Origin of the sequence: Streptomyces griseocarneus, assembly GCF_014655595.1 — a bacterium.
Classification (GTDB): domain Bacteria; phylum Actinomycetota; class Actinomycetes; order Streptomycetales; family Streptomycetaceae; genus Streptomyces; species Streptomyces griseocarneus.
This window is the reverse complement of the sequence record NZ_BNBL01000001.1, coordinates 1,087,091-1,109,399: the sequence shown is the minus strand read 5'-3', so window position 1 is coordinate 1,109,399 and position 22,309 is coordinate 1,087,091. Positions and strand designations below refer to the sequence as shown.

20 protein-coding genes are annotated in these 22,309 nt (G+C 73.6%); 13 read left to right on the top strand and 7 right to left on the bottom strand.

All coding sequences use genetic code 11. From position 1 onward, the window contains the following. The first annotated feature begins 103 nt into the window (after nucleotides 1-103). From IE295_RS04525 to IE295_RS04505, 5 genes are all read left to right on the top strand, one after another. Nucleotides 104-1,453, top strand: coding sequence for a type I glutamate--ammonia ligase (locus tag IE295_RS04525; RefSeq protein ID WP_190062082.1), 1,350 nt, complete (start codon nucleotides 104-106; stop codon nucleotides 1,451-1,453). A gap of 1 nt (nucleotide 1,454) precedes the next feature. Next, entirely contained in the window at nucleotides 1,455-2,585 is a 1,131-nt protein-coding gene (locus IE295_RS04520; RefSeq protein ID WP_190062081.1) for an amidohydrolase family protein, read from the top strand. Between the two features lie 53 nt (nucleotides 2,586-2,638). Next, nucleotides 2,639-2,950 (top strand): hypothetical protein, encoded by a 312-nt coding sequence (locus tag IE295_RS04515; RefSeq protein ID WP_190062080.1) that lies wholly within the window; start codon nucleotides 2,639-2,641, stop codon nucleotides 2,948-2,950. A gap of 107 nt (nucleotides 2,951-3,057) precedes the next feature. Next, nucleotides 3,058-3,351 (top strand): hypothetical protein, encoded by a 294-nt coding sequence (locus IE295_RS04510; RefSeq protein WP_190062079.1) that lies wholly within the window; start codon nucleotides 3,058-3,060, stop codon nucleotides 3,349-3,351. Nucleotides 3,352-3,363: 12 nt separating this feature from the next. Then, complete coding sequence (locus tag IE295_RS04505) at nucleotides 3,364-3,606, top strand: hypothetical protein (RefSeq protein ID WP_086566072.1); 243 nt, start codon at nucleotides 3,364-3,366, stop codon at nucleotides 3,604-3,606. Here IE295_RS04505 and IE295_RS04500 read toward each other — a convergent pair. After that, on the bottom strand, nucleotides 3,594-4,766 hold the full coding sequence (locus IE295_RS04500) for an aminotransferase class V-fold PLP-dependent enzyme (RefSeq protein WP_190062078.1): 1,173 nt from the start codon (nucleotides 4,764-4,766) through the stop codon (nucleotides 3,594-3,596). The two genes, IE295_RS04505 and IE295_RS04500, sit on opposite strands and share 13 nt — an antisense overlap. A 147-nt stretch (nucleotides 4,767-4,913) precedes the next feature. Here IE295_RS04500 and IE295_RS04495 point away from each other — a divergent pair, with 147 nt between their 5' ends. The 4 genes from IE295_RS04495 (at nucleotide 4,914) to IE295_RS04480 (ending at nucleotide 10,190) form a co-directional block, all read left to right on the top strand. Then, nucleotides 4,914-6,473 (top strand): alpha/beta hydrolase, encoded by a 1,560-nt coding sequence (locus IE295_RS04495; RefSeq protein WP_190062077.1) that lies wholly within the window; start codon nucleotides 4,914-4,916, stop codon nucleotides 6,471-6,473. A gap of 66 nt (nucleotides 6,474-6,539) precedes the next feature. Further along, nucleotides 6,540-7,784: a glycosyltransferase gene (locus tag IE295_RS04490; RefSeq protein ID WP_190062076.1), complete on the top strand. Its 1,245-nt coding sequence runs from the start codon at nucleotides 6,540-6,542 to the stop codon at nucleotides 7,782-7,784. A 52-nt stretch (nucleotides 7,785-7,836) separates the two neighbouring features. Continuing rightward, nucleotides 7,837-9,144 (top strand): wax ester/triacylglycerol synthase domain-containing protein, encoded by a 1,308-nt coding sequence (locus tag IE295_RS04485; RefSeq protein WP_190062075.1) that lies wholly within the window; start codon nucleotides 7,837-7,839, stop codon nucleotides 9,142-9,144. 104 nt (nucleotides 9,145-9,248) lie between these two features. Beyond that, complete coding sequence (locus tag IE295_RS04480; protein ID WP_224323379.1) at nucleotides 9,249-10,190, top strand: alpha/beta fold hydrolase; 942 nt, start codon at nucleotides 9,249-9,251, stop codon at nucleotides 10,188-10,190. A gap of 55 nt (nucleotides 10,191-10,245) precedes the next feature. Here IE295_RS04480 and IE295_RS04475 read toward each other — a convergent pair whose 3' ends face one another. Together IE295_RS04475 and IE295_RS04470 are read right to left on the bottom strand one after the other, a co-directional pair. Next, on the bottom strand, nucleotides 10,246-11,169 hold the full coding sequence (locus tag IE295_RS04475) for a D-alanyl-D-alanine carboxypeptidase family protein (protein ID WP_190062074.1): 924 nt from the start codon (nucleotides 11,167-11,169) through the stop codon (nucleotides 10,246-10,248). Between the two features lie 226 nt (nucleotides 11,170-11,395). Further along, nucleotides 11,396-13,012 carry a phospholipase D-like domain-containing protein gene (locus IE295_RS04470; protein WP_190062073.1) on the bottom strand — a complete coding sequence of 539 codons (1,617 nt, stop codon included), beginning with the start codon at nucleotides 13,010-13,012 and terminating at the stop codon, nucleotides 11,396-11,398. A gap of 274 nt (nucleotides 13,013-13,286) precedes the next feature. Here IE295_RS04470 and IE295_RS04465 point away from each other — a divergent pair, with 274 nt between their 5' ends. Both IE295_RS04465 and IE295_RS04460 read left to right on the top strand, forming a co-directional pair. Then, entirely contained in the window at nucleotides 13,287-14,312 is a 1,026-nt protein-coding gene (locus IE295_RS04465) for a tetratricopeptide repeat protein (RefSeq protein ID WP_190062072.1), read from the top strand. Then, nucleotides 14,309-15,364 carry a polyprenyl synthetase family protein gene (locus IE295_RS04460; RefSeq protein ID WP_190062071.1) on the top strand — a complete coding sequence of 352 codons (1,056 nt, stop codon included), beginning with the start codon at nucleotides 14,309-14,311 and terminating at the stop codon, nucleotides 15,362-15,364. Before IE295_RS04465 ends, IE295_RS04460 begins: the two co-directional genes overlap by 4 nt. Nucleotides 15,365-15,389: 25 nt before the next feature. Here the strand turns inward: IE295_RS04460 and IE295_RS04455 are convergent, their stop codons facing one another. From IE295_RS04455 to IE295_RS04440, 4 genes are all read right to left on the bottom strand, one after another. Beyond that, nucleotides 15,390-16,541 (bottom strand): alpha/beta hydrolase, encoded by a 1,152-nt coding sequence (locus tag IE295_RS04455; protein ID WP_190062070.1) that lies wholly within the window; start codon nucleotides 16,539-16,541, stop codon nucleotides 15,390-15,392. A gap of 114 nt (nucleotides 16,542-16,655) precedes the next feature. Further along, entirely contained in the window at nucleotides 16,656-17,396 is a 741-nt protein-coding gene (locus IE295_RS04450; RefSeq protein ID WP_190062069.1) for an aspartate/glutamate racemase family protein, read from the bottom strand. A gap of 28 nt (nucleotides 17,397-17,424) precedes the next feature. After that, nucleotides 17,425-18,045, bottom strand: a complete 621-nt coding sequence (locus IE295_RS04445) for a hypothetical protein (protein ID WP_190062068.1) — start codon at nucleotides 18,043-18,045, stop codon at nucleotides 17,425-17,427. 90 nt (nucleotides 18,046-18,135) lie between these two features. Continuing rightward, nucleotides 18,136-18,852 (bottom strand): hypothetical protein, encoded by a 717-nt coding sequence (locus tag IE295_RS04440; protein ID WP_190062067.1) that lies wholly within the window; start codon nucleotides 18,850-18,852, stop codon nucleotides 18,136-18,138. A 404-nt stretch (nucleotides 18,853-19,256) separates the two neighbouring features. On the opposite strand from IE295_RS04440, the gene IE295_RS04435 reads away from it, so the two are divergent. Together IE295_RS04435 and IE295_RS04430 are read left to right on the top strand one after the other, a co-directional pair. Further along, nucleotides 19,257-19,823, top strand: a complete 567-nt coding sequence (locus IE295_RS04435; protein ID WP_190062066.1) for a GNAT family N-acetyltransferase — start codon at nucleotides 19,257-19,259, stop codon at nucleotides 19,821-19,823. 264 nt (nucleotides 19,824-20,087) lie between these two features. Next, nucleotides 20,088-22,250: a PIG-L family deacetylase gene (locus tag IE295_RS04430; protein ID WP_190062065.1), complete on the top strand. Its 2,163-nt coding sequence runs from the start codon at nucleotides 20,088-20,090 to the stop codon at nucleotides 22,248-22,250. Nucleotides 22,251-22,309 lie beyond the last annotated feature (59 nt).

Here is a 22,309-nt window from a genome sequence, read left to right as displayed (position 1 = left end):
CATGTGGCCGTATCCGCACCCCCGGCGCCGTGCGTGAGGTGTAATACGGGCAGATCCCGACCAGAATCCCAGGCCCCGAGGGCCTTCGAGCGGAGGAGCGGCCGTGCAGGAACGGGAGCGGGCGGAATCGGCGGCCCGGCAGGCCGCCGCTCAGCTCACCGCGCAGGATGTCCGCGGCGTCGCCCTCACCTGGGTGGACAACGCCGGCATCTCCCGCGTCAAGGCCGTCCCGACGAGCCGGCTCGCGCACGCCGCCCGCCGGGGCGTCGGCGCGTCGCCGTGCTTCGACGTCTACCTCGTCGACGACTCCGCCGTCACCAGCCGTCACATCGGCGGCCCGGACGGCGACCTCCGGCTGTTCCCCGACCTGGACCGGCTCACCGTCCTGGCCGCCCAGCCCGGCTGGGCCTGGGCCCCGGTCGACCGCTACGAACAGCACGGCGTCCCGTACGCCGCCTGCCAGCGGCAGTTCGCCCGCCGGATGGCGGACGCCGCGACGGCCCGCGGGCTCCGGCTCCGCATGGGCTTCGAGACCGAGTGGGTCGTCATGCACGCCAACGGCCACGAACCGCCGCGCTACGGCTGCTCCGGCCCCGCCTACGGCATGACGCGGGTCGTCGAGCTGTCGGACTACCTCCGCGACGTGCTGGACGCGCTGACCGCCCAGCAGGTCGAGGTGCTGCAGATCCATCCCGAGTACTCCCCCGGCCAGTTCGAGGTGTCGGTCGCTCCCTCGGACCCGGTGGGCGCGGCCGACCTGTCCGTCCTCGTCCGCGAGACCGTACGCGCGGTCTCGCGGCGGCACGACCTCGACGTCTCCTTCGCCCCCGTGGTGGAGCCGGGCGGCGTCGGCAACGGCGCGCACCTGCACCTGAGCCTGTGGCGGGACGAGCGGAACCTGTGCCGGGGCGGTGACGGACCGTACGGCATGACGGACGAGTGCGAGTCGTTCCTGGCCGGCGTCCTGCGGGAGCTGCCCGCCCTGCTGGCGCTGGGCGCGCCCACGCCCGCCAGCTATCTGCGGCTCGAGCCCTCCCGCTGGGCGGGCGTCTACCGCTGCTGGGGCCTGGAGGCCCGCGAGGCCGCGCTGCGCTTCGTCACGGGCGCGCCCGACGACACCGGGGCCGCCAACGCCGAGGTCAAGTGCTTCGACGCGGCGGCCAATCCGTATCTGGTCACCGGCGCGGTCATCGCCGCCGGGCTGGCCGGGCTGGACGACGGGCTCCGCCTGCCGCCCCCGGCGGCCGGCGACCCGGCCGTCACCGGCGGGCAGGAGCGCCTGCCGACGTCCCTGGCCGAGGCACTGGAGCACTTCGAGCGCTCCGAGCTGCTGCGCAGGGCGCTCGGCGACCCGCTGTTCGAGGCGATCGCCGCCGTCCGCGCGGGCGAGGTGAAGCTGTTCGAGGGCCTCGCGCCGAAGGACGTCGCGGCCGCCACCCGCCGGCGGTACTGACATGGCCGGCCCGTACGTGCCGCCGCTGGTGGACCACCACTGCCACGGCGTGGCCCGCTCCGGGCTCTCCGCCGAGGCCTTCGCGTCCTTCCTCACCGAGTCCGACGCGCCCGCCGCGCCCGGCACCACCTTCTTCGACACCCAGCTCGGCTTCGCCGTGCGCCGCTGGTGCCCGCCGCTGCTCGGCCTCGAGCCGCACTGCCCGCCGGACGAGTACATCGAGCGCCGCCGGGAACTCGGCCCGGCCGAGGCCACGCGCCGGCTGCTCGGCGCCGCCGGCATCGCCGACTACCTGGTGGACACCGGGCTGACCGGCGATCTGACCACCCCCGCCGAACTGGCGGCCGCGAGCGGCGGCGCCGCCTGCCACGAGATCGTCCGCCTGGAGCCGCTCGCGGAGCGGGCCGCGGACGCGGCCGGCGACGTCTCCTCCTTCCTCGACGGCCTCGCCACCGCCGTGGCGGACAGCGCCGCCGGAGCCGTGGGCTTCAAGTCGGTCGTCGGCTACCGCCACGGCCTGGACTTCGAGCCCGCGCCCCCCGGACAGGCCGAGGTGCGGGCCGCCGCCGGCCGGTGGCTGGCCGGGCGGGCCCGGGGCGAGCGGCTGGCCGACCCGGTCCTGCTGCGCCACCTGCTGTGGTCGGCCACCGAAACCGGCCTGCCGCTCCAGCTGCACACCGGCTTCGGCGACCCCGACCTGCGGCTGCACCGCTGCGACCCGCTGCTGCTCACCGACTTCGTCAAGGCCGTACGGCCCACGGGCTGCACGCTGGTCCTGCTGCACGGCTACCCCTACCACCGCAACGCCGGCTATCTGGCCGCCGTCTTCCCGCACGTCTACGCCGACGTGGGCCTGTCGCTGTCCCACACCGGAGTGCGGGCGGAGGCGGTGCTGGCGGAGATGGCCGAGCTGACCCCGTTCGGGAAGCTGCTGTTCTCCACGGACGCCTACGGGCTGCCGGAGCTGTACGTGGTGGGCGCCGAGCTCTTCCGCCGGTCCGTCACCCGGCTGCTGGCGGGCTGGGTGGAGGAGGGCGCCTGGCACGCCCGGGACGCGGAGCGGGTGGCGGCGATGATCGCGGCGGGCAACGCCCGGCGGGTCTACGGGACGCCTGGGGAATCGTTCGGGTGAAGCCCCCGCGGAAGGGCCCTGCCGCCGCCCGGGGTCGCCCAGCATGAGGAGACATGCGACATCGGATGCGCGTCCTCGGTCCCCTGTCCCTCGCCGCCGCCCTCACCGTCCTCGCACCGCACGACGCCCACGCGGCCACGGGCACGTTCGTCTACCACTCCCAGCGCGGCGGAGCGCCGCACGACCTGACCGATCCCGTCGACGGGCGGTGCTACTCCGTCGGTGACGCCCAGGGCGTGACCGGGAACGAGACCGACCGCCCGGCCTACCTCTACGACACGCCCGACTGCCGGGGCGCGGCGTCGTACTTTCCGTCCGGCTTCTACGGCGACCAGACGTTCCACAGCGTGGCCTTCATCCGGTAGCCGGCGTCGCTCGCACGGCAGTGCCCAGGCACCACTCCGGTTCCCCTGATACGGCGAGAGCGATTTCGCTACTCTGGGCGGTCGAGCCGCCTATGCGGGGAGGACCCATGAACACCGGCCAGGTGTGGAGCATCGAGCGCATTCGCGACGCCCTCGGCAGTCCCGCCCTCTCCCGCCGCTTCGCCCGTGAGATCGGCCGGGCCCCGGCGCACGAGGTGCTGAACGTCTTCGCGAAGTGGCAGGGCATCGCCGAACGCACGCTCGCCGCGGTCGAACGCGGCAGGCAGGCGGCGGCGGCCCAGGCGGCGGGCGGCGAAGTCCCGGGCGACTGGATCGACATCACCCGAAAGGTGCAGGAGGACGCTGCCCTCGTTCGCGCCCGCGGAGCCGCCTGGAACTGACACCCTGGGTGGGTGTACGCGCTCAAATACGATGCGACGATAGCCGCCGTCTGGGACTCGCTCCCGCCGCCGGTGAGCGCGCAGCTCAGCGACGTCCTCGCCGCCGCCTGCACGGACCCCTTCGCGGCGACCGTCCCGTACGGCGAGGACGACGGCATCATGCGGATGCTCGTGCTCGACGAGGTCTTCGTCGTCATCTATCTGGGCCACCAGACGAAGACGCTGCACATCTATCAGATCGACTACCTGGGCTGAGCCCTCCGGGCGAGGCCGGCGAGCACGGCGACGGCGCGGTCGAGCTCGTCCTCGGTGGTGTAGTAGTGCGGTGAGAGCCGGACCAGCGGCTCGCTCTGGTACAGCGACGTCTCCGGGGTGGTGACGGTCACGTTGATCCCGTGCCGGGCGAGCTCCGCCTTGGCCTCGTCGGCGGCGAACCCCTCGACCGTGGCGGTCACGATGGCGCACCGCTCGCGGCCGCGGTCGTGGGTGGTGAGGCCCGGCACGGCGTCGAGGCGTTCCCGCAGGGCAGCGCCCAGGCCCAGGGCGCGCTCGCCGATGGCGTCCAGGCCGAGTTCCAGGGCCTGCCGGACGGCGCTGCCCAGCCCCAGGACGTTGGAGTAGCTCATCTCCCACGTCCCGAAGCGCCGCGCGCCCGGCCGCCACGTGAAGCCCGCCTTGCCGTCCCATACGGCCGCCGCCGTCTCGTTGACGGCCGGTTCGAGCCGGTCGAGGATGCCGGAGCGGACCCACAGGAAGCCGGTGCCGCGCGGGCCGCGCAGGAACTTGCGGCCGGTGGCGGAGAGTATGTCGCAGCCGATCCCGGCGACGTCGACGGGGAACTGGCCGACGGACTGGGTGGCGTCCAGCAGGAACGGCACCCCCGCCCGGCGGGTGATCCGGCCGATCTCGGCGACCGGGTTGACCAGGCCGCCGCCGGTGGGGACGTGGCTGACGCCGACCAGCTTGACCCGCTCGTCGATGAGGCCGGCCAGGGCCGCGGTGTCCAGCTGCCCGGAGGCGTCGTCGGGGACGACCACGACCTCGGCGCCGGTGCGCTGGGCGACCTGCAGATAGGCCAGTACGTTGCTGCCGTACTCCGAGCGGCCGGTCAGGATCCGGTCGCCGGGACGGAAGCGCAGGGAGTAGAAGGCGGCCGACCACGCGTGGGTGGCGTTGTCGAACAGCGCCACCTCCTCGGGCCGCCCGCCGACGAGTTCGGCGACGGCTCCGTAGGTCGCCTCGATGTCCGCGAGCCGCTCGCCGGCGGCCTCGTAGCCCCCGATGCGGGCCTCGAGCTCGAGGTGGGAGGTCATGGCCGTGAGGGTGCGGCGGGACAGGAGGGCGGCGCCGGCGTTGTTGAGGTGGACGCGGTGCGCGCAGCCGGGGGTGTCCTCGCGCAGTGCGGCGATGTCCATGGCGGTCCTTTCTCTTCTCTCCGGGCGGTGGGACGTGAGGTGAGGGGGTGGCACCAGTGCCACCTCCGGGACGGGCACTGAAGGGATCGATCGTGACCGGGCGGCGCGGAAGTATCGACGCCGTACTCACACTGCCCAGGAGGATCGATGTTCACGTTCGGGAAGTCGTCGCAGCGGCGGGCGGCCGTCGCCGCGAGCGCTCTGGTGGCGGCCGTCGTCGCCACCGCCCTTCCGGCGTCGGCCGCCCCGTCCGCCCGGTCCGGTTCGGCCGTGCCCGCGCGGTACGCCGGCCAGAAGCTGGACTGGCGGGCCTGCGCGGAGGGTTCGTCGCTGGAGTGCGCGACGATGACCGTGCCCCGCGACTGGCACCACCCCGGCTCCGGCGCGGACATCTCCGTGGAGGTCTCCCGGCACCGGGCGGGCGACGCGGGCAAGCGGCGCGGCGTGCTGATGATGGCCGCGGGAGGGCCGGGCGGTTCGGGGCTGATGCGGCCCGAGGGGGTCGTGCGCGCGTCCCCGGCCGTGGGGGCGGCCTACGACGTGGTCAGCTTCGACCAGCGCGGGGTGGGGCGCAGCACCCGGGCGGTGTGCCAGACCGACCAGGAGTTCACCGACTTCCTGGCCGGGGACTACCGCGACCGCTCCCCCGCCGCGATCCGGCGCGTGCTGGACAACTCGCGCGCGTTCGTCGAGAGCTGCAAGGCCCGCACCGGGGACCTGCTGCCGTACCTCAACACCGAGCAGACGGTGCGGGACATGGACCTCTTGCGCTCGCTGCTGGGCGCGCCCAGGATCTCGTACTACGGAGCCTCCTACGCCACGATGATCGGCGCCTATTACGCCACGCTCTTCCCGCAGCGCGTCGAGCGCGCCGTGCTGGACAGCAACGTCGGCTTCGACGGCAGCTGGGAGGAGTTCATGACGGGCCAGCCCAAGAGCTTCCAGCGCCGGTTCGAGCAGGACTTCCTGCCCTGGCTGGCGAAGTACGACGGCGTCTACCACTACGGGCGCACGGTCGCGGAGGCCAAGGCCAACTGGGAGCGGCGGCGGGCCGCGCTGCGCGAGCACCCGGTGACGGCGGGCTCCGTGGTCATCGGTCCCAACCAGTTCGACAACGGCGCGATACGCACGATGTACAACGCGAAGGACGGTTTCCCGGCGCTGGCCCAGGGCCTTGTGGCGCTCGACCGCTGGGAGAGCGCCGGGCCGGCGGAGAAGAAGCTGGTGGGCAAGGTCTTCGGCGAGTACCTGAGCCCGGAGTTCCTCGCCGAGTACTTCTCGGTGACCTGCAACGACACCCCGTGGATCCGCGACACCGGCCACTGGGTGGACAGGAGCGGGAAGGACACCCGCGACCTGCCGCTCGTCGGCGCCCGTGAGCTCGCGTTCTCCTCGGTGTGCGCGGCCTGGCCCGCGTCCCCGGCGCCCGCGGTGAAGGTGACCGGCAAGGGCCTGCCCACCACGCTGATGCTCAACTCGGAGCACGACCCGGCCACCCACTACGAGGGCGCCCTGCGGGCCCACCGCGCCCTGCGCGGCTCCCGCCTGGTCACGGTGACCGGCGGCGGCGACCACGGCGCGTACCTGGGCGGGAACACCTGCGTGGACGGCATCGTCGAGGCCTATCTCCTCGAGGACAAGGCCCCGCGGCGCGACACGGCGTGCGCGGCCGGTCCGCTGCCGGTGCCCGAGGGGGCGGCGAAGTAGCCGGGTGCCGTATCCGGTCCGGGGGCCCTGTCGTTGTCCCGGCAGGGCGGCGGGAGGGCCGAGGACATGCGCATCCAGATCATCACAGCGGGCACGACGGGCTCCGTGGCCCCCTATACGGGCCTGGGGCACCGGCTGCGGTCGGAGGGCCACGAGGTGGAGCTCGTCACCCACGCCAGGTTCAGCCCGGCGGTGACGTGTTGCGGCCTGGGCATGCGGCCGCTGGAGGCGGACCCGTTCGAGGAGCTGCTGGGGGTGCACGGCCGGGCCCATGGCACGGCCCGTTCGCCGCGCGTGCTGCTGGACTTCGCACGCGCGGTCGAGCGGGCCGCGCTCGCGCTCGTCGACGGGATCCTGGCCGCGCTGGACCCCAAGGCCGACCTGGTCCTGCTGTCGTCGATCGCCGCCCCGATCGGGCGGGTCGTGGCGCGCTACCACGGCATCGCGAGCATGGGCGTCTTCCTCCAGCCCGACGCGCCCACCACGGCGTTCTCGCCCTGCACCATGGCCCTGCGGCCGCCGGGGTACGCCAACCGGCTGCGTGCCCACGGCGCGAACGGCGTGCTGGACGCCCTTTACGCCGCTGCGAACCGCAGCCTGCACCTCCGGCTCGGGCTGTCCCACCGCAGCGCCCACCGGCTGCGCCGGGAGCGGGAGCGCGAGCGGTGGCCGATCTGGCACGGCTACAGCCCCTCGGTGGTGCCCCGCCCGGCGGACTGGCGCCCCGGCCTGCGGGTCGCGGGCTACTGGTGGCCGCACGAGTGCGCCGACTGGCAGCCGCCCGCGCCGGTCACGGACTTCCTGGCCGCCGGGCCGCCGCCGGTGTTCGTGGGCTTCGGCAGCATGATGCCCGGCGACGCCGACCGGCTCGGTGAGCTCACGGTCCGCGCCCTGCGGCAGGCGGGGCTGCGCGGCATCGTCCAGTCCGGCTGGGCCGGGCTGTCCGTGGCCGGCGACGACGTCATCACCGTCGGCCCCCTCCCGCACGGCTGGCTCATGCCGCGCACCGCCGCCGTGGTCCACCACGCCGGGGCCGGCACCACGGCGGCCGGCCTGCGGGCGGGCGTGCCGGCGGTTCCGGTGCCGGTGCTGACCGACCAGCCGTGGTGGGCCGCCAGGCTGGCGCGGCTGGGGGTGAGCCCCGGGGTGCTGCCGTTCGCCGACCTGACCGTGGGCCGGCTGGCGGGGGCCCTGCGGCGGGCCACGGGCGATCAGCGCTTCGGCCGGCGCGCGGTCGAGCTGGCCGGGCGGCTGGGGCGGGAGGACGGGGCGGGGGCCGTCGCCCGGGCCGTGGCGGAGACCGGTCGATGAGTGCCGGAGGGACCGGAGCGGCCACGCCGCGGCCGCGGATGAGGGAGCGTCCATGACACCGCACACGCCCGTGCCCGCTCTCGCCCCGCCGGCCGCCCCTGTCGGCGACCGGCCGGCGGGAGCGGCCATGCCACCGCTGGACGCCTGGCTGTACCGGCACCAGAGCAGCGGGACGATCTGCATGACCGACGGCGTCATGGCCTGGTTCGACGGTGCCCCTCCCCCGCTCGCCGCGCTGCGCGAACGGGTCGCGGACCGCTGGGGGGCGTACGACCGGCTGCGCCTGACGCCGGACGTGGCGGCCGCCGGGCCCCGGGCGTGGCCGGGATGGGTCGAGGGTCCCCCCTTCGTCACCGAAGCCCATGTCGTCAGGGGGCCGGGGGGCGCCGGGGCGCCGGTGGAGGCGGTCGTCGCCCAGCTGCTCGCCCAGCCCCTCGGCGGGAGCCGGCCGCCCTGGCGGCTGCATCTCCTGTCGGCCCCCGGCGGCTTCGCGCTGCTGCTGCGCGCCCATCACGCGCTCCTCGACGGCGTCTCGCTCGTCACGCTGCTGCGCGCCCTGCTCGACTCCGCGGCGCCGGCCCTGCCGGGGCCCCGGTCGCGCCGGGAGTCCACCGCGCGGGCGGACTCCCCCGCGCCCCGGGCCGCCTGGGCCCTGGCGGACATGGTGCCCCGGGGACGTCCGCTGCCGTTCCACGGTGCGGTGGACTCCCGGCGGACGGTGGCCTGGAGCCGGCTGTCCATGGCGGACGTGGGCGCGGCCCGTGACGCGCTGCCGTCGGGGCGGGCCTCGGTCAACGCCGTCTTCCTGGCCGCGACGGCCGGTGCGCTGCGCACCGCCGGGGTGACGGGGCGGCTGCCGCTGCCGGGCGTGTGCGCGATGGTGCCCGTCGACGTGCGCACGGCGGAGGAGGCGGCGGTGCTGGGCAACCGCTACGCCACGGTCCGGGTGCCGCTGCCCCTGGGCGGGGATGCCCGGCGGCGGCTGGCGGCGGTGGACGGCTTCACCCGGCGCGCGGCGCTCAAGGAGCGGGCGCGGGCGCAGGCCCGGCTGGTGGCCTCGCGGCCGCGGCGGCACGGCCTGCTGGGCGACGTGCTCGGCCGCTACGCGGACTCCCCCTTCTACTCCTCTCTTCTGTGCAGCAGCGGGGCGACGCACGCGGGCCCCCTCGTCCTGGGCGACGCGCGGCTGGCCGGGCTGGCCGGGCTGCCTCCGCTCAGCCCCGGCCACCCGCTGGCGGTGACGATGTTCGTGCACGACGCGACCGCCGTGGTGACGGTGGTGACCGATCACGGTCACCACCGGCTGGCGGACCGGCTGGCCGCCCTGATCGGTGCGGAAGTGCTGGCGCTGCGGCCGTGAAACGGCCGTCCGTTCCCGGGGGCTGCCGGGCATACGGGCAGTAACGTCCCACCATCGCCTCTCGTTTCCTCTGGTGAAGCTCCCCCACGAAACGGAGACCGGCCGTGCCGACGCGTACCGCACTCTTGGAAGAGGTCATTCCGCTCACCCTCGACGGTTACGCCTACAGCGGCCGGGTCGTCCATCAGCCGGACGCCAGAATGGCGCCCGTCGTCCTGGTGGGCGGGGCGTTTCAGCACCAGAACGCCTGGGGCCGGCTGGAGCAGGGCTTCCTGGAGTCGGCCACCGTCATCACCGTCGACCTGCCCGGCTGGGGCGGCGCGGACCGGCTGCCCGCCCGGTACGGCTTCGACTTCCTCGCCGAGGCGCTGGACCAGCTGCTGGCCAAGGTGGCGCCGTCCCCGGTGAACGTCCTGGGCGGCTCCTACGGCAGCGCGGTGGCCTACCAGTGGGTGCGCGACCACCCCGGGCGCGCCGAACGGCTGGGGCTCGTCGGCACCATGTCCCATCTGGCCGACCACGTCCGGGCCCGGGTGGAGCGCACGCTCCTCATGGCGGAGAAGGGGCGGCGGGCGGAGTTCGTCGAGTGCGTCATCGAGACCATGCTGTGCGTCTCGCCGCTCGTCACGGTCTCCCGGCGCTCCGCGATCGCCCGGTGCCTGAGCCGCGCACTGTACGACATGACGCCGGACGACCTCGCCAAGTACAAGGAGAACTCCCAGCGGCTGCTGGCGTGTTCGCGGCTTCCGGGCGGTCCGTCCGTGCGCGTCCCGGCCCTGGTGACGACCGGTGAGCACGACCCGCTGAGCACGCCCGCGCTGAGCCGGGAGGCGGCCACCCGGCTCGCGGACGCCCGGTTCACCACCTTCAAGGACGCCGACCACCTCGTCCACCTCGAGCGTCCGGCGGAGCTGGTGGACCTGATGACCCGCTTCTTCCGCGGCGAGCCCCTGGCCGGCCTGGACTACTGCCACCCCGTCGAGCGCGTCCGGCACCGGGCCCCGATGAACACCCTGCCCTCGCCGCGCCCCTCCAACGAGCCCTGATCCGGCGGTCCGTGCTCCCCCGTCCGGGGGCCACGGACCGCCGGGCGCTTCGGGGTCAGTCCTCGTGGGCGCCCATGGGCAGCTCGCGCAGTTTCAGCGCGGTGCGCGAGCCGTAGGCGTAGTCGAGCATCTTCGCGGCGTCCGGGTAGCGGCCGGTGCGGTCGTCGAGCACGACGCCGACGACCGTACGTCCGGCCCGCCGGGCGGCGAAGACCAGGCAGGGGCCCGCGGCCCGGGTGGACCCGGTCTTGATCCCGAGCACTCCGTCGTACGACCCGAGCAGCTTGTTGGTGTTGTACCAGGTGTAGAGGCGGTTGACGTTGGCCGCCTTCTGCTGGGTGTTGAGCGACTTCATGACGGTCGTCAGCGTGCCGTCACCCAGGGCGTGCCGGGCGAGCTTCGCCAGGTCACGCGGGGTGGAGTAATTGGTGCCGCGCGCGGAGATCCCGTCGAAGGAGTCGTAGTGGGTGTCGCGCATTCCCAGCGCGCGGGCCTTGTCGTTCATCCTGTCGACGAAAGACGCCGTGCGCGCCTGCTCCGTGGCGCCGTCGCCGAAGGTGTCGGCGAGGGCGTACGCCGCGTCGCAGCCGGACGGGAGCATCATCGCGTAGAGCAGCTGCCGCACGGTGAGTTTGTCGCCGGTGCGCAGGTCGGCCGTGCTGGCCTGGTTGCGCTGCACCCAGTCGCGGTAGGACTGCTTGATGGCGACCTGCTGGTTCAGCGCTCCCGCGTAGTCGTCGACCACGACCACGGCAGTCATGATCTTGGTGGTGCTGGCCATCTGCCGCCGGGTGTCGGGCGCCTTGCCCCACGGCTTTCCGTCGGGCCCCCGGTCGAGGTACGCGCCCTTGGCGCCGATTCCCGTCGGGCCCCCCGCGGCCTGGGCGGTGGCTGTCGGGAGGGCGACCGCCACGGCGGCGGCCGACGCGGTCAGCGCCGCTCCCCAGCGGCGGACCACACTTCCCTCACATGGCTCCATTGAGTCTCCAGAATCCTCGCTGATCGGTTGAGGCGAGCGCATGCTTGCACCCGGCGCCGCGCGGAAAGAAATCCGTTCACCAAGGAGTGAATACGATCGGATAATTCTCCGGAATTCGAACGAGAATGTCTGAACGAAAAGGGGAGTGCCCGTACCTGTTTGGCACGGGCACTCCCGGATCCGGCGTGCGGAGGCGAAGGTCTGAGGTCCTCAGGTCTTCAGGGCGTCAGCCCGTGCAGACCCCGCGCGCGTAGTCGACCGTGGCGGCCTGCTGCGAGTACGTCCACTCGGGGTCGAGCAGCTTGGCCTCGAGCTGCTGGGCGGCCTGCGGGCTCTCGACGATGTAGCCGAAGTCCTGCAGCCACGAGGGGTAGAGGTTCTTGGAGCCGATGTAGAAGGCGGAGCTGTCCACGGACACCAGCTTGTGGTGCAGCGCGTACGGCTTGCCGTCGGCCCACTTCGCCCCCGGCGAGCTGCGGAAGGTGGCGAGCTGGAGGGTGGAGCACATCGCCGCCTTCGCCTTGCCCTGGTCACCCGTGATCAGGGCGAGGCGGTTGCGCAGGGTGTCGCTGATCTCGGACAGCGACTTGATCTGCGAGTAGCCGCCGCTGCCGACCGCGCCGCGGTTGGCGGGGTCGCTGACGACGATGCGGACCTTCACGCCGGCCGCCATCTTCGCGGCGAGCTGGTCGTAGAGGCGGACGTCGTAGCGGGCGATGGGCGGGCAGGTGGCGTTGAGGTCCTGCTGGGAGATCACGATGCTGCGCTGGGCGCTGCCGACCAGCGCGCGCAGGGCGCTCTCCTCGGGGTTGACCGTGTCGTAGTCGCGGTCGGCGTTGGTCTTGTCCGGCAGCCCGACGACGCACTTGGTGTCCGTGGCGGACGGCAGTTCGGGGCGGAAGGACGAGGAGGGGTCGGAGTCCTTGATGCCGACGCCCAGCCCGCCGACGGCGATCACCGGAACGTCGCCCGTGGGCCCGGCGGGCACGGGGTTGGCGTCCTTCTCCATCGTCGGCATGCAGTCGCCGCCGGAGGAGGCGAACCAGACGCTGGCGACGTTGCCCTTGTTCTGGCACGTCCACGTCCAGAGCGTGTCCAGGTAGCGGCCGGCCGAGCTCGCGGCGGGACCGGTCAGGGCCAGGTCGACGTCCGTCACCGGGTGGGCGGTGTCGACGTAGTCGTCCTTCCAGCTGTTGATGCCGCCGGTGATCGCCGATTCACCGTCGACCACGAGCAGCTTGGAGTGGTTCCACGAGAAGCTGGTCTTCGAGGTCGTCATCGACGCCACGTTCAGCTTCATGCCGTCGGCGGCCTTGCCCAGGCGCGCCAGGAGGTCGTCACGGTACTTCGAGGGCAGCACGTTCATGTGGTAGACGGGCGCCGCGCCGACGAGGATCCGTACGCGCGGCTTGTTCCCGGCCTCGGCCGAGGCCTTGAGGCCGGCGGCTATCGCGTCCTGGAAGGCCCCGTTGGGGAAGGGCGCGAGGGTGGAGATGTCGACCGTGCGCTTCGCCTTGGAGATGTTCTCCGTCATCTTCGCCAGCAGCCGCTTGGTGCCCGGGCGGTCCGCGCACGCGGCGTCGCCCCAGCAGCCGGGGCTCTGCAACAGCCAGTCGGACGCGTCGGCGGAGGAGGCGTCCAGCTTGTTGCCGCTGGTGCGCTGCCAGACGTCACCCTCGAGGCCCGGCGAGACCTGACGCAGCGTCTTCTCGACGGCGTCGAGGTGCGGGGTGGGGGACGGGCTCGCGAAGGCGGGGGCCGTGGGGAGGACGGCGAGGACGACGGCCGAGATCGTCGCGCAGCGCGTCAGACGAGGTAAACGGCGGTGCCGGAGGCGGAGCAATGGTGCATCCTTAAACGAAGTAACGATTCCGCGAACAGCCGACCAACGTTCGGCGAACGCATGATCAACGCGGAGAAGCTATCAGCTGTCAGGACACGTACATCTCACGTATGACATGTCCTTCGGCCACCAGCCCTCAGAGGTACACCGGACCGCCTCACGGATGGATTTCCGGCGGGGGGTGTTGGCCATAGCTTCGTGATCATCGGTGGGGACGGGCGGAACGGCGAGCCCGTCGCCCCTCCCCCGCCGCCCGTCACGAAGAGAGGCACACATGTACGGCAAGGCGTTCGCGCCCGAATACCGCGGTGCGCTCGGCGCGCTCTCGGTGAACTCCTCCCTGGAAGAGGTGCTGGACAAGGCCGTCGAACAACGACAGGAGGCCGAACGGGCCGGATCGGCGCTGGAGTCGGCGCACGCGGGGCTCGCCGTGGCCGAGGCGAGCCGGCGGCTGGGCCGGATCGAGGAGGCGGAGCGGGCCTGGAAGGCGAGCTACCGCGCGGCACGGCGGGCCGGCGACCAGGGCGCGATGGCCTGGGCCGTGTGGAGCGGCGGCACCCTGGCCCGGCAGCGCGGCGACCTGGCCCTGGCCCGGCGGTGGCTGGCCATCGCCGCCGAACTCGCCGAGCGCGGCGGGGACGTCGTCGCCCGGGGCTACTCGCTGGCGGGATTGGCCGAGACCGGACGCATCCAGGGCGACTACCGGGCGGTGGGCGAGCTGCACGAGAAGCTGCTGGCCGAGGCCAGGCGGCGGGGCGAGGCCCGGCACACGGTGTGGGCGCTGGAGGGCATCGCCCAGATGCACCGCAACACCGGCTCGTACGACACCGCCCTGGAGATGTTCGAGGAGGCGGCGGCGATAGCGGAGAAGGCCGACGACGCGCGCGGGCACGCATGGGCCCTGCGCGGCATAGCCGACGTGCTGTCCCTGCGGGGCGAGACCGGGCGCGCCCTGGAGCTGCTGGAACGGGCCGAGCGCACGTGCCGCGAGATGCGGCTGGTGAGCGCCCTCGCCTACAACCACAAGATGCGCGGCAACGTCCTCTTCCGCGCGGGGCGTTACGAGGAGGCGCGGGAGACCTACGCCGGGGCCCTGGAGGAGTTCCGGGCCATGGGCGAGCCTCGGGGCACCGCGCTGGCCACCCTGGGCCTGGTCAAGGCGCGGGCCCGCCTCGGGCGGGACGTGGCGGAGACCGCCGCCGACCTCGACGGGCTCGACCACACGCTCGGCCGCCTGGGCCTGATGCACGCACGGGAGATGGTCGAGAAGGCGCGTGCGGAGCTCGGGGTCTCCTCATGACGCCCCGGACCGGCCTCGCGGTGCCGGCCGCCGCCCCGCCCCGGGTTCTCGTGCGCGGCCGGGAGCGGGTCGAGCCCGCCCTGCGCGCGGCCGTGGGCAGCCTGCACCCCTGGCCTCGGCGCATGGCCTCCTTCGCGCTGGGCTGGTGCGACGCCGACGGCACGCCGGCCGCGGGCGGCGGCAAGGGCGTGCGCCAGGCCCTGGCGGTGCTCGGCGGCGAGGCCGTGGGCGCCCCCGAGGAGGCGATCGTCGCCGGAGCGGTCGCCGTGGAACTGGTGCACACCTTCTCGCTGGTGCACGACGACGTCATGGACGGCGACGAGCGACGGCGGCACCGCGAGAGCGCGTGGAAGGCGTTCGGCACCGGCCCGGCGGTCCTGATGGGGGACGCGTTGTTCGCGCTCGCGGTCGAGACGCTGGCCGGGGCGGAGGGCGGGCACACCGGGGCGGCGGTGCGCCACCTGTCCGGCGTGCTGCGCGACCTGCTGCACGGCCAGGCCGACGACCTCCTCTTCGAGTCCCGGCCGTGGGCGGGCCCGGAGGCGGTGCGGGTGGCGGAGTACGAGGCCATGGTGGCCGGCAAGACGGGGTCCCTGCTCGCCTGCGCGCTGGCGCTGGGCCCGGTGCTCGCCGGAGCCTCGCCGCGGCGGGTGGACGCGCTGACGGAGGCCGGCCGGCATCTGGGGGCCGCCTTCCAGGCGGTGGACGACGTGCTGGGCGTCTGGGGCGACCCGGAGGTCACCGGCAAGCCCGTGCACGGCGACCTGCGCCGGGGGAAGAAGACCCTGCCCGTCCTCGCGGCCCTGGCCGCCCCGACACCCGCCGCCCGGTCCCTTCAGGCGCTGCTCGGCCCGGGAGTCCCGCTGGACGCCGGGACCGCGCGCCGCGCGGCCGGGCTCGTCGAGGAGGCGGGCGGGCGGGACGCCGCCGAGGCCGCGGCCCGCCGTCACGCGGCGGCCGCCCGCCGGTGCCTGGCGGACGGCCCGTTCGCGCCGGAGGCGGTCCACGAGCTGGTCGCCCTCTCGGAGTTCCTGCTCGAGCGGCGGCTCTGACGTACCGTCATGACGGCTGCCGGGGTCAGCGGACGGCCGCGTACCGCCCGAGGGTGATCTCGGCGAAGTGCCGCAGCGACTGGGTGCCCGGCGCGAAGTAGGCGCTGTGGCCGTGCGCTCCGCCGGAGGGGACCGGGCGCGCCCCGAACGCCGCCGACGTCGGGTCGTCGCCGTGGCCCAGGCCGAAGGCGCGGACGTTGGGGACGCGGCGTATCCAGTCGGCGCCGTTGCGGCGGGTGGCCCAGACCCGGGCCCCGGTGTGCAGGCCGGCCGCGGAGTCGGCGCGCATGCCGGGGCTGCCGAGGACGACGAGGTCGGCGGCCTCGGTGCCGTCGATGCCGGGGGCGGCCAGTCCGCAGACGACCGAGCCGTAGCTGTGGCAGAAGACGGCGGGCGGCGTGGCGGCGGTGCCCAGCGCGGAGAGGCCGGCCAGCAGGCGCTCCAGGCGCGGGGCGCCGGCCTCGGCGAGGCGGCCGGTCGCGGCGTCGAGGCCGACGCCGACCGGGGTGGTGTAGCCGGCCCAGGCGATCACGGCGGTGGGGGTGCCGGGGGCCTGCCGGGCCAGCTCCGCGCGCAGGGAGCGGGCCATTCCGGCGGGGGTGCCGTACTGGTCGTGGGTGCGGTCGAAGGAGGCGAGGTCGATGTCGGAGCCGGGGACGACGACCGCCGTGTGCCGGGCCGCCGTCCAGTCGCCGTACACCTCGGCGATCTGGCCGCGTCCCCGCGGGTCGAAGACGAGGATCCGGCGTCCGGGCTCGAGCAGCCGGGCGTAGCGGTCGGCGAGCTCTCCGGCCTGCCGGCGCTCGGGTGCGCCGAGGGAGCGGTCGGCCGCGCGGGCGCGCTCCCGGTCGCGCTCGGCGGTGAGGGCCAGGCGGTTGGCCTCGTAGCGCAGCGCCATGGGTGCCCCGTCGAGGTTGCCGACGACCAGCGGGTGGCGGGCCGCCAGCTCGTGCCGGCGTGCGTCGGGGAGGGCGGCGAAGAAGCGGGCGATTTCCTCGGGGGCGGCGGCGGGGTCGGGGAGGGAGCGGTGGAGGAAGTGGTCCGCGCGCCAGGCGGCGGCGCCGGCCGGCGGGCCGGTCACGACGGTCTGCTCGCCGCCGACGGCCCAGCCCGCCGTGCCGGCCATGACGGTCGTGGTGACGGCTGCGGCGACCAGCGTGCGCTTGAAGCGGCGCATGGATGAACTCCCTCGTATGCGGTGACGAGGGGAAACGTAGGAAGGGGGTGGGTCGCCGGGCGTCACCCCGAGGAGCCAACCGGAGGGTGATACCGGGGTATGACCGGGGTGGCCCTAATGCGCCCGTCGGTTTCCGGCCGGGCCTCCGCGCCACGTCGGCAGGGGCCGGCGGCCCACGGCCACCTCGAGGGCGGCCCGGGCGAGCAGCCGCGTCGAGTCCAGCGTGGGCAGCGGGGAGTCGGCCGGTTTGATCAGGAGCGGAATCTCGGTGCAGACGAGGGCGACCGCGTCGCAGCCGCGGGCGGAAAGCCGTTCGATGACGGCTGCGTAGGCGCGGCGGGCGGCATCGGTGAACTCGCCGTTCACCAATTCCCCGAAGATGATGCGGTCGACGGTCCGCCGGTCGTCGGTGTCCGGGACTTCCGCCGCGATTCCCCGGGCGGCGAATGCGCGGGGGTAGACCGGGCCGTCCATGAGATAGCGCGTGCCGAGCACGCCGACGCGGGTGCGGCCTTCCTGTGCGGCACGGTCGGCGACCACTTCGGCGATGTGCAGGCCGGGCAGGGGCAGTTCGGTGCCCGGCAGTTCGAGGGCCATGTGCGCGGTGTTGTCCGGGCAGACGAAGAATTCCGCGCCGGCGCGGGCGAGCCGGTGCGCGCTCTTGGCGAGGATGTCGCGTACCTTCGCGTGCTCGCCCGCGTCCCAGGCGGGCATGCTGCGCGCCATGGAAATGAGGTCCATGGTGACGTCGGGATGGTCGTGCGGGCCGAGTTCCCGGAAGCCCTCCCGGCAGAAGGTCCGGAAACACAGCGCGGCGCCTTCCGCGCTGTGCGCGAGAATGCCGAGATGTCTCACAGGGGCTCCCGTGACTTACGCCGGTGCCCTATGCGGGCAGGGCCGATACGAAGGCGGGCCGGCCGCACACGGGCTCTGCCCGGGGCAGGGTGGCGGTGTCGGCGCGCAGGGCGTTCTCGACGACCGTATAGGAGAGTCCGGCGTCCGTCCCGTCGCTTCCCAGTCCGGGCAGGGGAACACGGACCTTCACCACGTCTTCGCGGGAAATCCGCGCCACCGCGACATCCGCGACGGTGTGCCCGTCGGTGTCGACCCGCAGCAGTTCCACGGGCTCCGGAAGATACGCGTACCACGCGTCACTTCTGCGCCCGAGTTCGTCCAGCAGCCACGCGTGGCTCAGCAACGGGGTGTCCGGGGCCCAGAATTCGGTGTCGTGCTCCGCGGGCACGGCGTCCACGGGGCCCGCGCCGGAGATCAGGAGCCGCAGGGCCTCGCGGCCCGCCACCGGATCGGGCAGGAAGGTCACGGCGGGCCTGCCGGGCCAGTGGACGGTCACCGCCGCGCACTCGCCCGAGGAGAGGTCGACGGCCCGGGCGCACAGGCCGTGCCGGGTGCCGGCGCGCTGGAGCGCGGCCAGGTCGACGAGCAGCGGCGCCCACCACTCCGCGGCCGGCAGTCCGGGGGCGGGCCGGCGTGGCTGAGGGCTCATCCTGCGTACCTTTCGCGAAGGGCGGCGTGCCGCCCGCCCCCGGGCGGGGACGGGCGGCACGCCGGTGGCGGCCGTGGCCGCCGGGCGTCTTCAGATGTTGATGGAATTCCTCACCCAGTCGGGGCACCGTCCGGGCACGCCCTCGCAGAAGGCGGTGATGACGCCCTTGGACTTTCCGTCACCACCGGGCGGTACCCGGAAATCGACTCCCGCGCGGATGGTCTTGACGTCGACCACCCGGCAGGTGCGGAAGATCCACCAGCCGCTGCACTTGATGTGCAGGACTTCGGTCCGGTAGTTGTACGTGGTCGAGGAACCGTTGAGCGGCTCCTTTCCGGAGGCTCCGGGACGAGGGTACTTCGTGGTCGCCTTGACGGCGGCGAGGCTGAGATTGTGTTTCTGGTCGACCTTCGTCAGCCCGAATCCCCTGTCCAGCGCCGGGTCGTAATACCCGCGGCGCATGACGGTGTTCCAGCCGTCGCGTTCCTTCCACTCGCCCACGATGTCGTCGGGCCCGGCGAGGGTCCGCTGTTCCGATGCCTCCTGACGCGGCGTCCTTCCGGCGCCTAACTCCTCGACGGCGGACTTCGCCACGCCGTAGCGGCCGCTGAGGTCGGCCAGCTTGAACGAGGCGTCCCTGGGAATTTTCGTGCCGGTGTCGAAGACGGAGAATTCCACGTCCCCCCGCGAGTCCCGGGCGGACGGACCGTCGCCCGGCGATGCGGCCGCCGGTACTGCCGTGAGCAGTCCGGCTGTTGCTGCCAGTGTGGCGACGAAGACTCCTCGGCGCTTGTGTGACGTCAGCATGTTTCCCCCTAGAGGTGCGACGTGTTGCGCGTGCTGAACTCCATGGCCGCACAGGTGGCGGCATACGCGACGGCGGTCAACTGCCGTTCGTGCGGCATCAGCACGCTAAAGGGGGCTCACTTATCGCGTCGAGGCCCATGAGGGGCGAACGAGCCAGCTGCCGGATACATCGATCGCACCTGGTCGGCAATGGATTCCGGGCCGCCGCTCGAACAATTCCGCGAGCCGGTGCGGGGCGCGCCGCCGTCCGCGGCGGCCGCCCCTCCGGCACAGCTCACACGGTCGCGTGCACGTCAACCGGCCGGATCCGGACGGGCGGGCGCCGGATACGTCGATGTGGCCGAAACACCACCCCCGGCGGCCCGCGGGACGGCGGCGGCGCCCCCGCGCCTTACCGTAGGCGGATGATCGCTGACTTCCATGCCCTCACTTCGGACATCGTGCTGCGCCCGGTGACCCTCGACGACGCGGCGGGCTTCGCGCGGGCGTACTCCCGCAACCGGGACCACCTGCGGCCCTGGGAGCCGAGCCGGAGCGAGGCGTTCTTCACGACCGAGGGCCAGGCCGCCCGGCTGGAGGACCTGATCGCGCTGCGCGCGGCGGGGCGCGTGATGCCCTGGGTGCTGGCCGGGGACGGGGGGCGGGGCGAGATCGTGGGGCTGGTGAACCTCGCCAACATCGTCCACGGGGCGTGGCGCAGCACCAATCTCGGGTACTGGGTCGCGGCGGAGCACACGGGCCGGGGCCTGGCCACCGCCGCGGTGACGGCGGCGTGCCGGGACGCCGACGAGCGGCTGGGGCTGCACCGGATCGAGGCGGGGACGGTCGTGGCCAACACCGCCTCCCAGCGGGTGCTGGCCAAGTGCGGCTTCGAGCGGATCGGCACCGCGCGGAACTACCTGCACATCGACGGGGCGTGGCGGGACCACTTCCTCTACCACAAGATCCTCAACGACCGCGGACCGGTCTGACCGGAGTGCCGGGGGCCGCCGGCGGGAAGCACACTGTGGAGCCGTCCGGAGACGGATCGTAGCGGCGGAAACAGCTCCGCCCCACGTTGCCCAATCGCCTCAGAATCTATGCCTCGCCGTGGCATGGCTGTTACACAACAGCAGGGAAACAGGGGTGTGCGGATCATAGGATCGAACTCATGATCAGCGGGCGATTAGTGCTAATCGCCCTCTTTCCGTTCACGGCCGCGCTCACTTGGCGCAGGAGAAGAAGGAGACACCCCTGTGCCAGGGCGAATACCGCGTCGGCGCGTCCTCCAGGTCGCGGGCGGAGGCCTGGTCGTCGGAACGGGCGCGGTGGGCGCCTGGCAGTGGCTGGCTCCCGGCTCCGGCAAGAGCCGCAAGCCGGGGGACTTCCCCGCGCGGCCCGCGAAGGCCGCGACCAACGAGTCGTTCGTGCACATCATGGCGCACGCCGACGACTCGCTGTACTTCATGAACCCCGAGCTCGAGCAGTCCATACGCAGCGGCGCCCCGACCGTCACCGTCTGCATGACCGGCGGCGAGTCCGACGGCCGCAACGCGCTCGCCCGCAGCCCCGGCTACGCCAAACTGCCCGAGAAGCGCCCGGAGTTCGTCCGCGCCCGGATGAACGGCCTGCGCGAGGCGACCGCCCAGATGGCCACCGGTGACTGGCTCAGCCCGTGGACCGTGGAGTCGCTGACGCTCCTGCCCGGCTTCGAGGTCGAACTGCAGACCCTCAAGGCCGCCCCCCAGGTCCAGCTGATCTTCATGGAGCTGATAGAGGCCCGCTTCATCAAGGCCCCCCGCCAGGAGAGCCTGCGCGGCCTGTGGCTCGGCGCCACGCCCCGGCTCACCACGCTCGTGCCCGCCGCGAGCCCGGTCCGGCGCACCTACCAGTACAACCGCCAGCAGGTGATCGACTCGCTGACCGCCGTGCTGGAGCGCTACCAGCCGACGGTCGTGCGCACGCTCGACCCCAACCCCACGCACCTGCCCAAGGAACCGCACTACCCCAACGTCCCGCCCGTCCTGCAGGGCATAGCCAAGTACGACCACCAGGACCACACGACCTCCGCCTACTTCGCGCAGGCCGCCCTGGCCCAGTACTGGGGGCGCAAGCACTCCCGGCCCACCGCCGTCGACAGCTACGTCGGCTACGAGGTCGCCACGCTCCCCAACAGCCTGGACAAGGCCACCACGCGCCACAAGATAAAGATCCTGGACATCTACGGCTGGGCCGACGGCAAGGACTGCGGCGACCCCGCCGGCTGCGGCGACCGCAAGGTCGGCAACCGCTCGAAGGACACCCGCTGGTCCGACAACCTCCGCCACCGCGCCACCGGCACCCAGCGCTGGGTGCAGCCGCTGCCCGACGGCCGGCTCGCGGCCTTCGGGCTCCTCGACGGCCAGGTGCAGTGCTGGACCGAGACCAGGGCCGGCGGCGGCATCTGGTCCAAGCCCGTCCCCGTGGACGGCGGCATGCTGGAGGGCCAGGTGCAGGCGCTGCGGCACGCCGACGGCACGCTGCAGCTGTTCTCCGTACGGACCGTGCTGCCCACCGCCGACCAGGCGCACCGGCGCGAGATCGTCACCACCCGGCAGACCGGGAAGACCCCCGGCGGCGCCCCGGCGTTCGGCCCGTGGGAGTCGCTGCGCTCGCCCGAGGAGGACCCCCAGCGCTCCATCGAGGTCGGCTACCCCGTCGCGGTCGCCGACAAGGACGGCACGGTCCACGTCCTCGTCAAGAACTGGGCGGGCGGCGTCAGCCTCTGCACCGGCGCGGGCGGCAAGGACTGGTCGGAGTGGGAGCAACTGCCCACGTCGGGGCAGCCGGTGAAGACCGAGGACGGCCTGGACGCGGTGCTCGACGCCAAGGGCCGTCTCCATGTCGTGGCGGCCGACGTCAAGACCGTCCACCACTGGATGTCCGACGACTCCGGCGGCCCGCTGAACATGGCCGAGCCGACCCGGCTGCCGGCCGCCACCGGCCCGCTGTCGCTCGCCGCGCTCTCGGGCGGCGGCCTGCGCCTGGCCGTGCGCCAGCCGGCCACCTCCCGGGTGCTGATCGCCGACCGGCAGGACAACGGCGGCTGGCGGGTGACGTCGCAGTGCGAGCCGATCGGCGGCTACGGGCGGGTGGCGCTGGCCCAGGCCGGCAACGACACCGTGCTCGCCGCCCGCGACGCCAAGGGGCGCGTACGGATGTCCGCCGGCTCCGGGCGTCCGGGCCCCTGGCTGGAGCAGGGCGTGCCGCACCGCGGCACCGCCGCCCTCGTCCAGGACGCCCGCGGCCGCAACGTCGCGGTGGTGCTCGGCATGGACGGCCGGCTGAGCAGCACCCGGGGCAAGGGTGCGGGCGCGTCGGCCTTCGGGGACTGGGTCTCGCACGAGGGCAAGGTCCAGAGCGACGTGCAGGAGTCGTAGGCACGACCCGGGGGAGCGCGTCTTCCCGCCCGGCGTCACCGGGCGGGAAGACGCGCTTC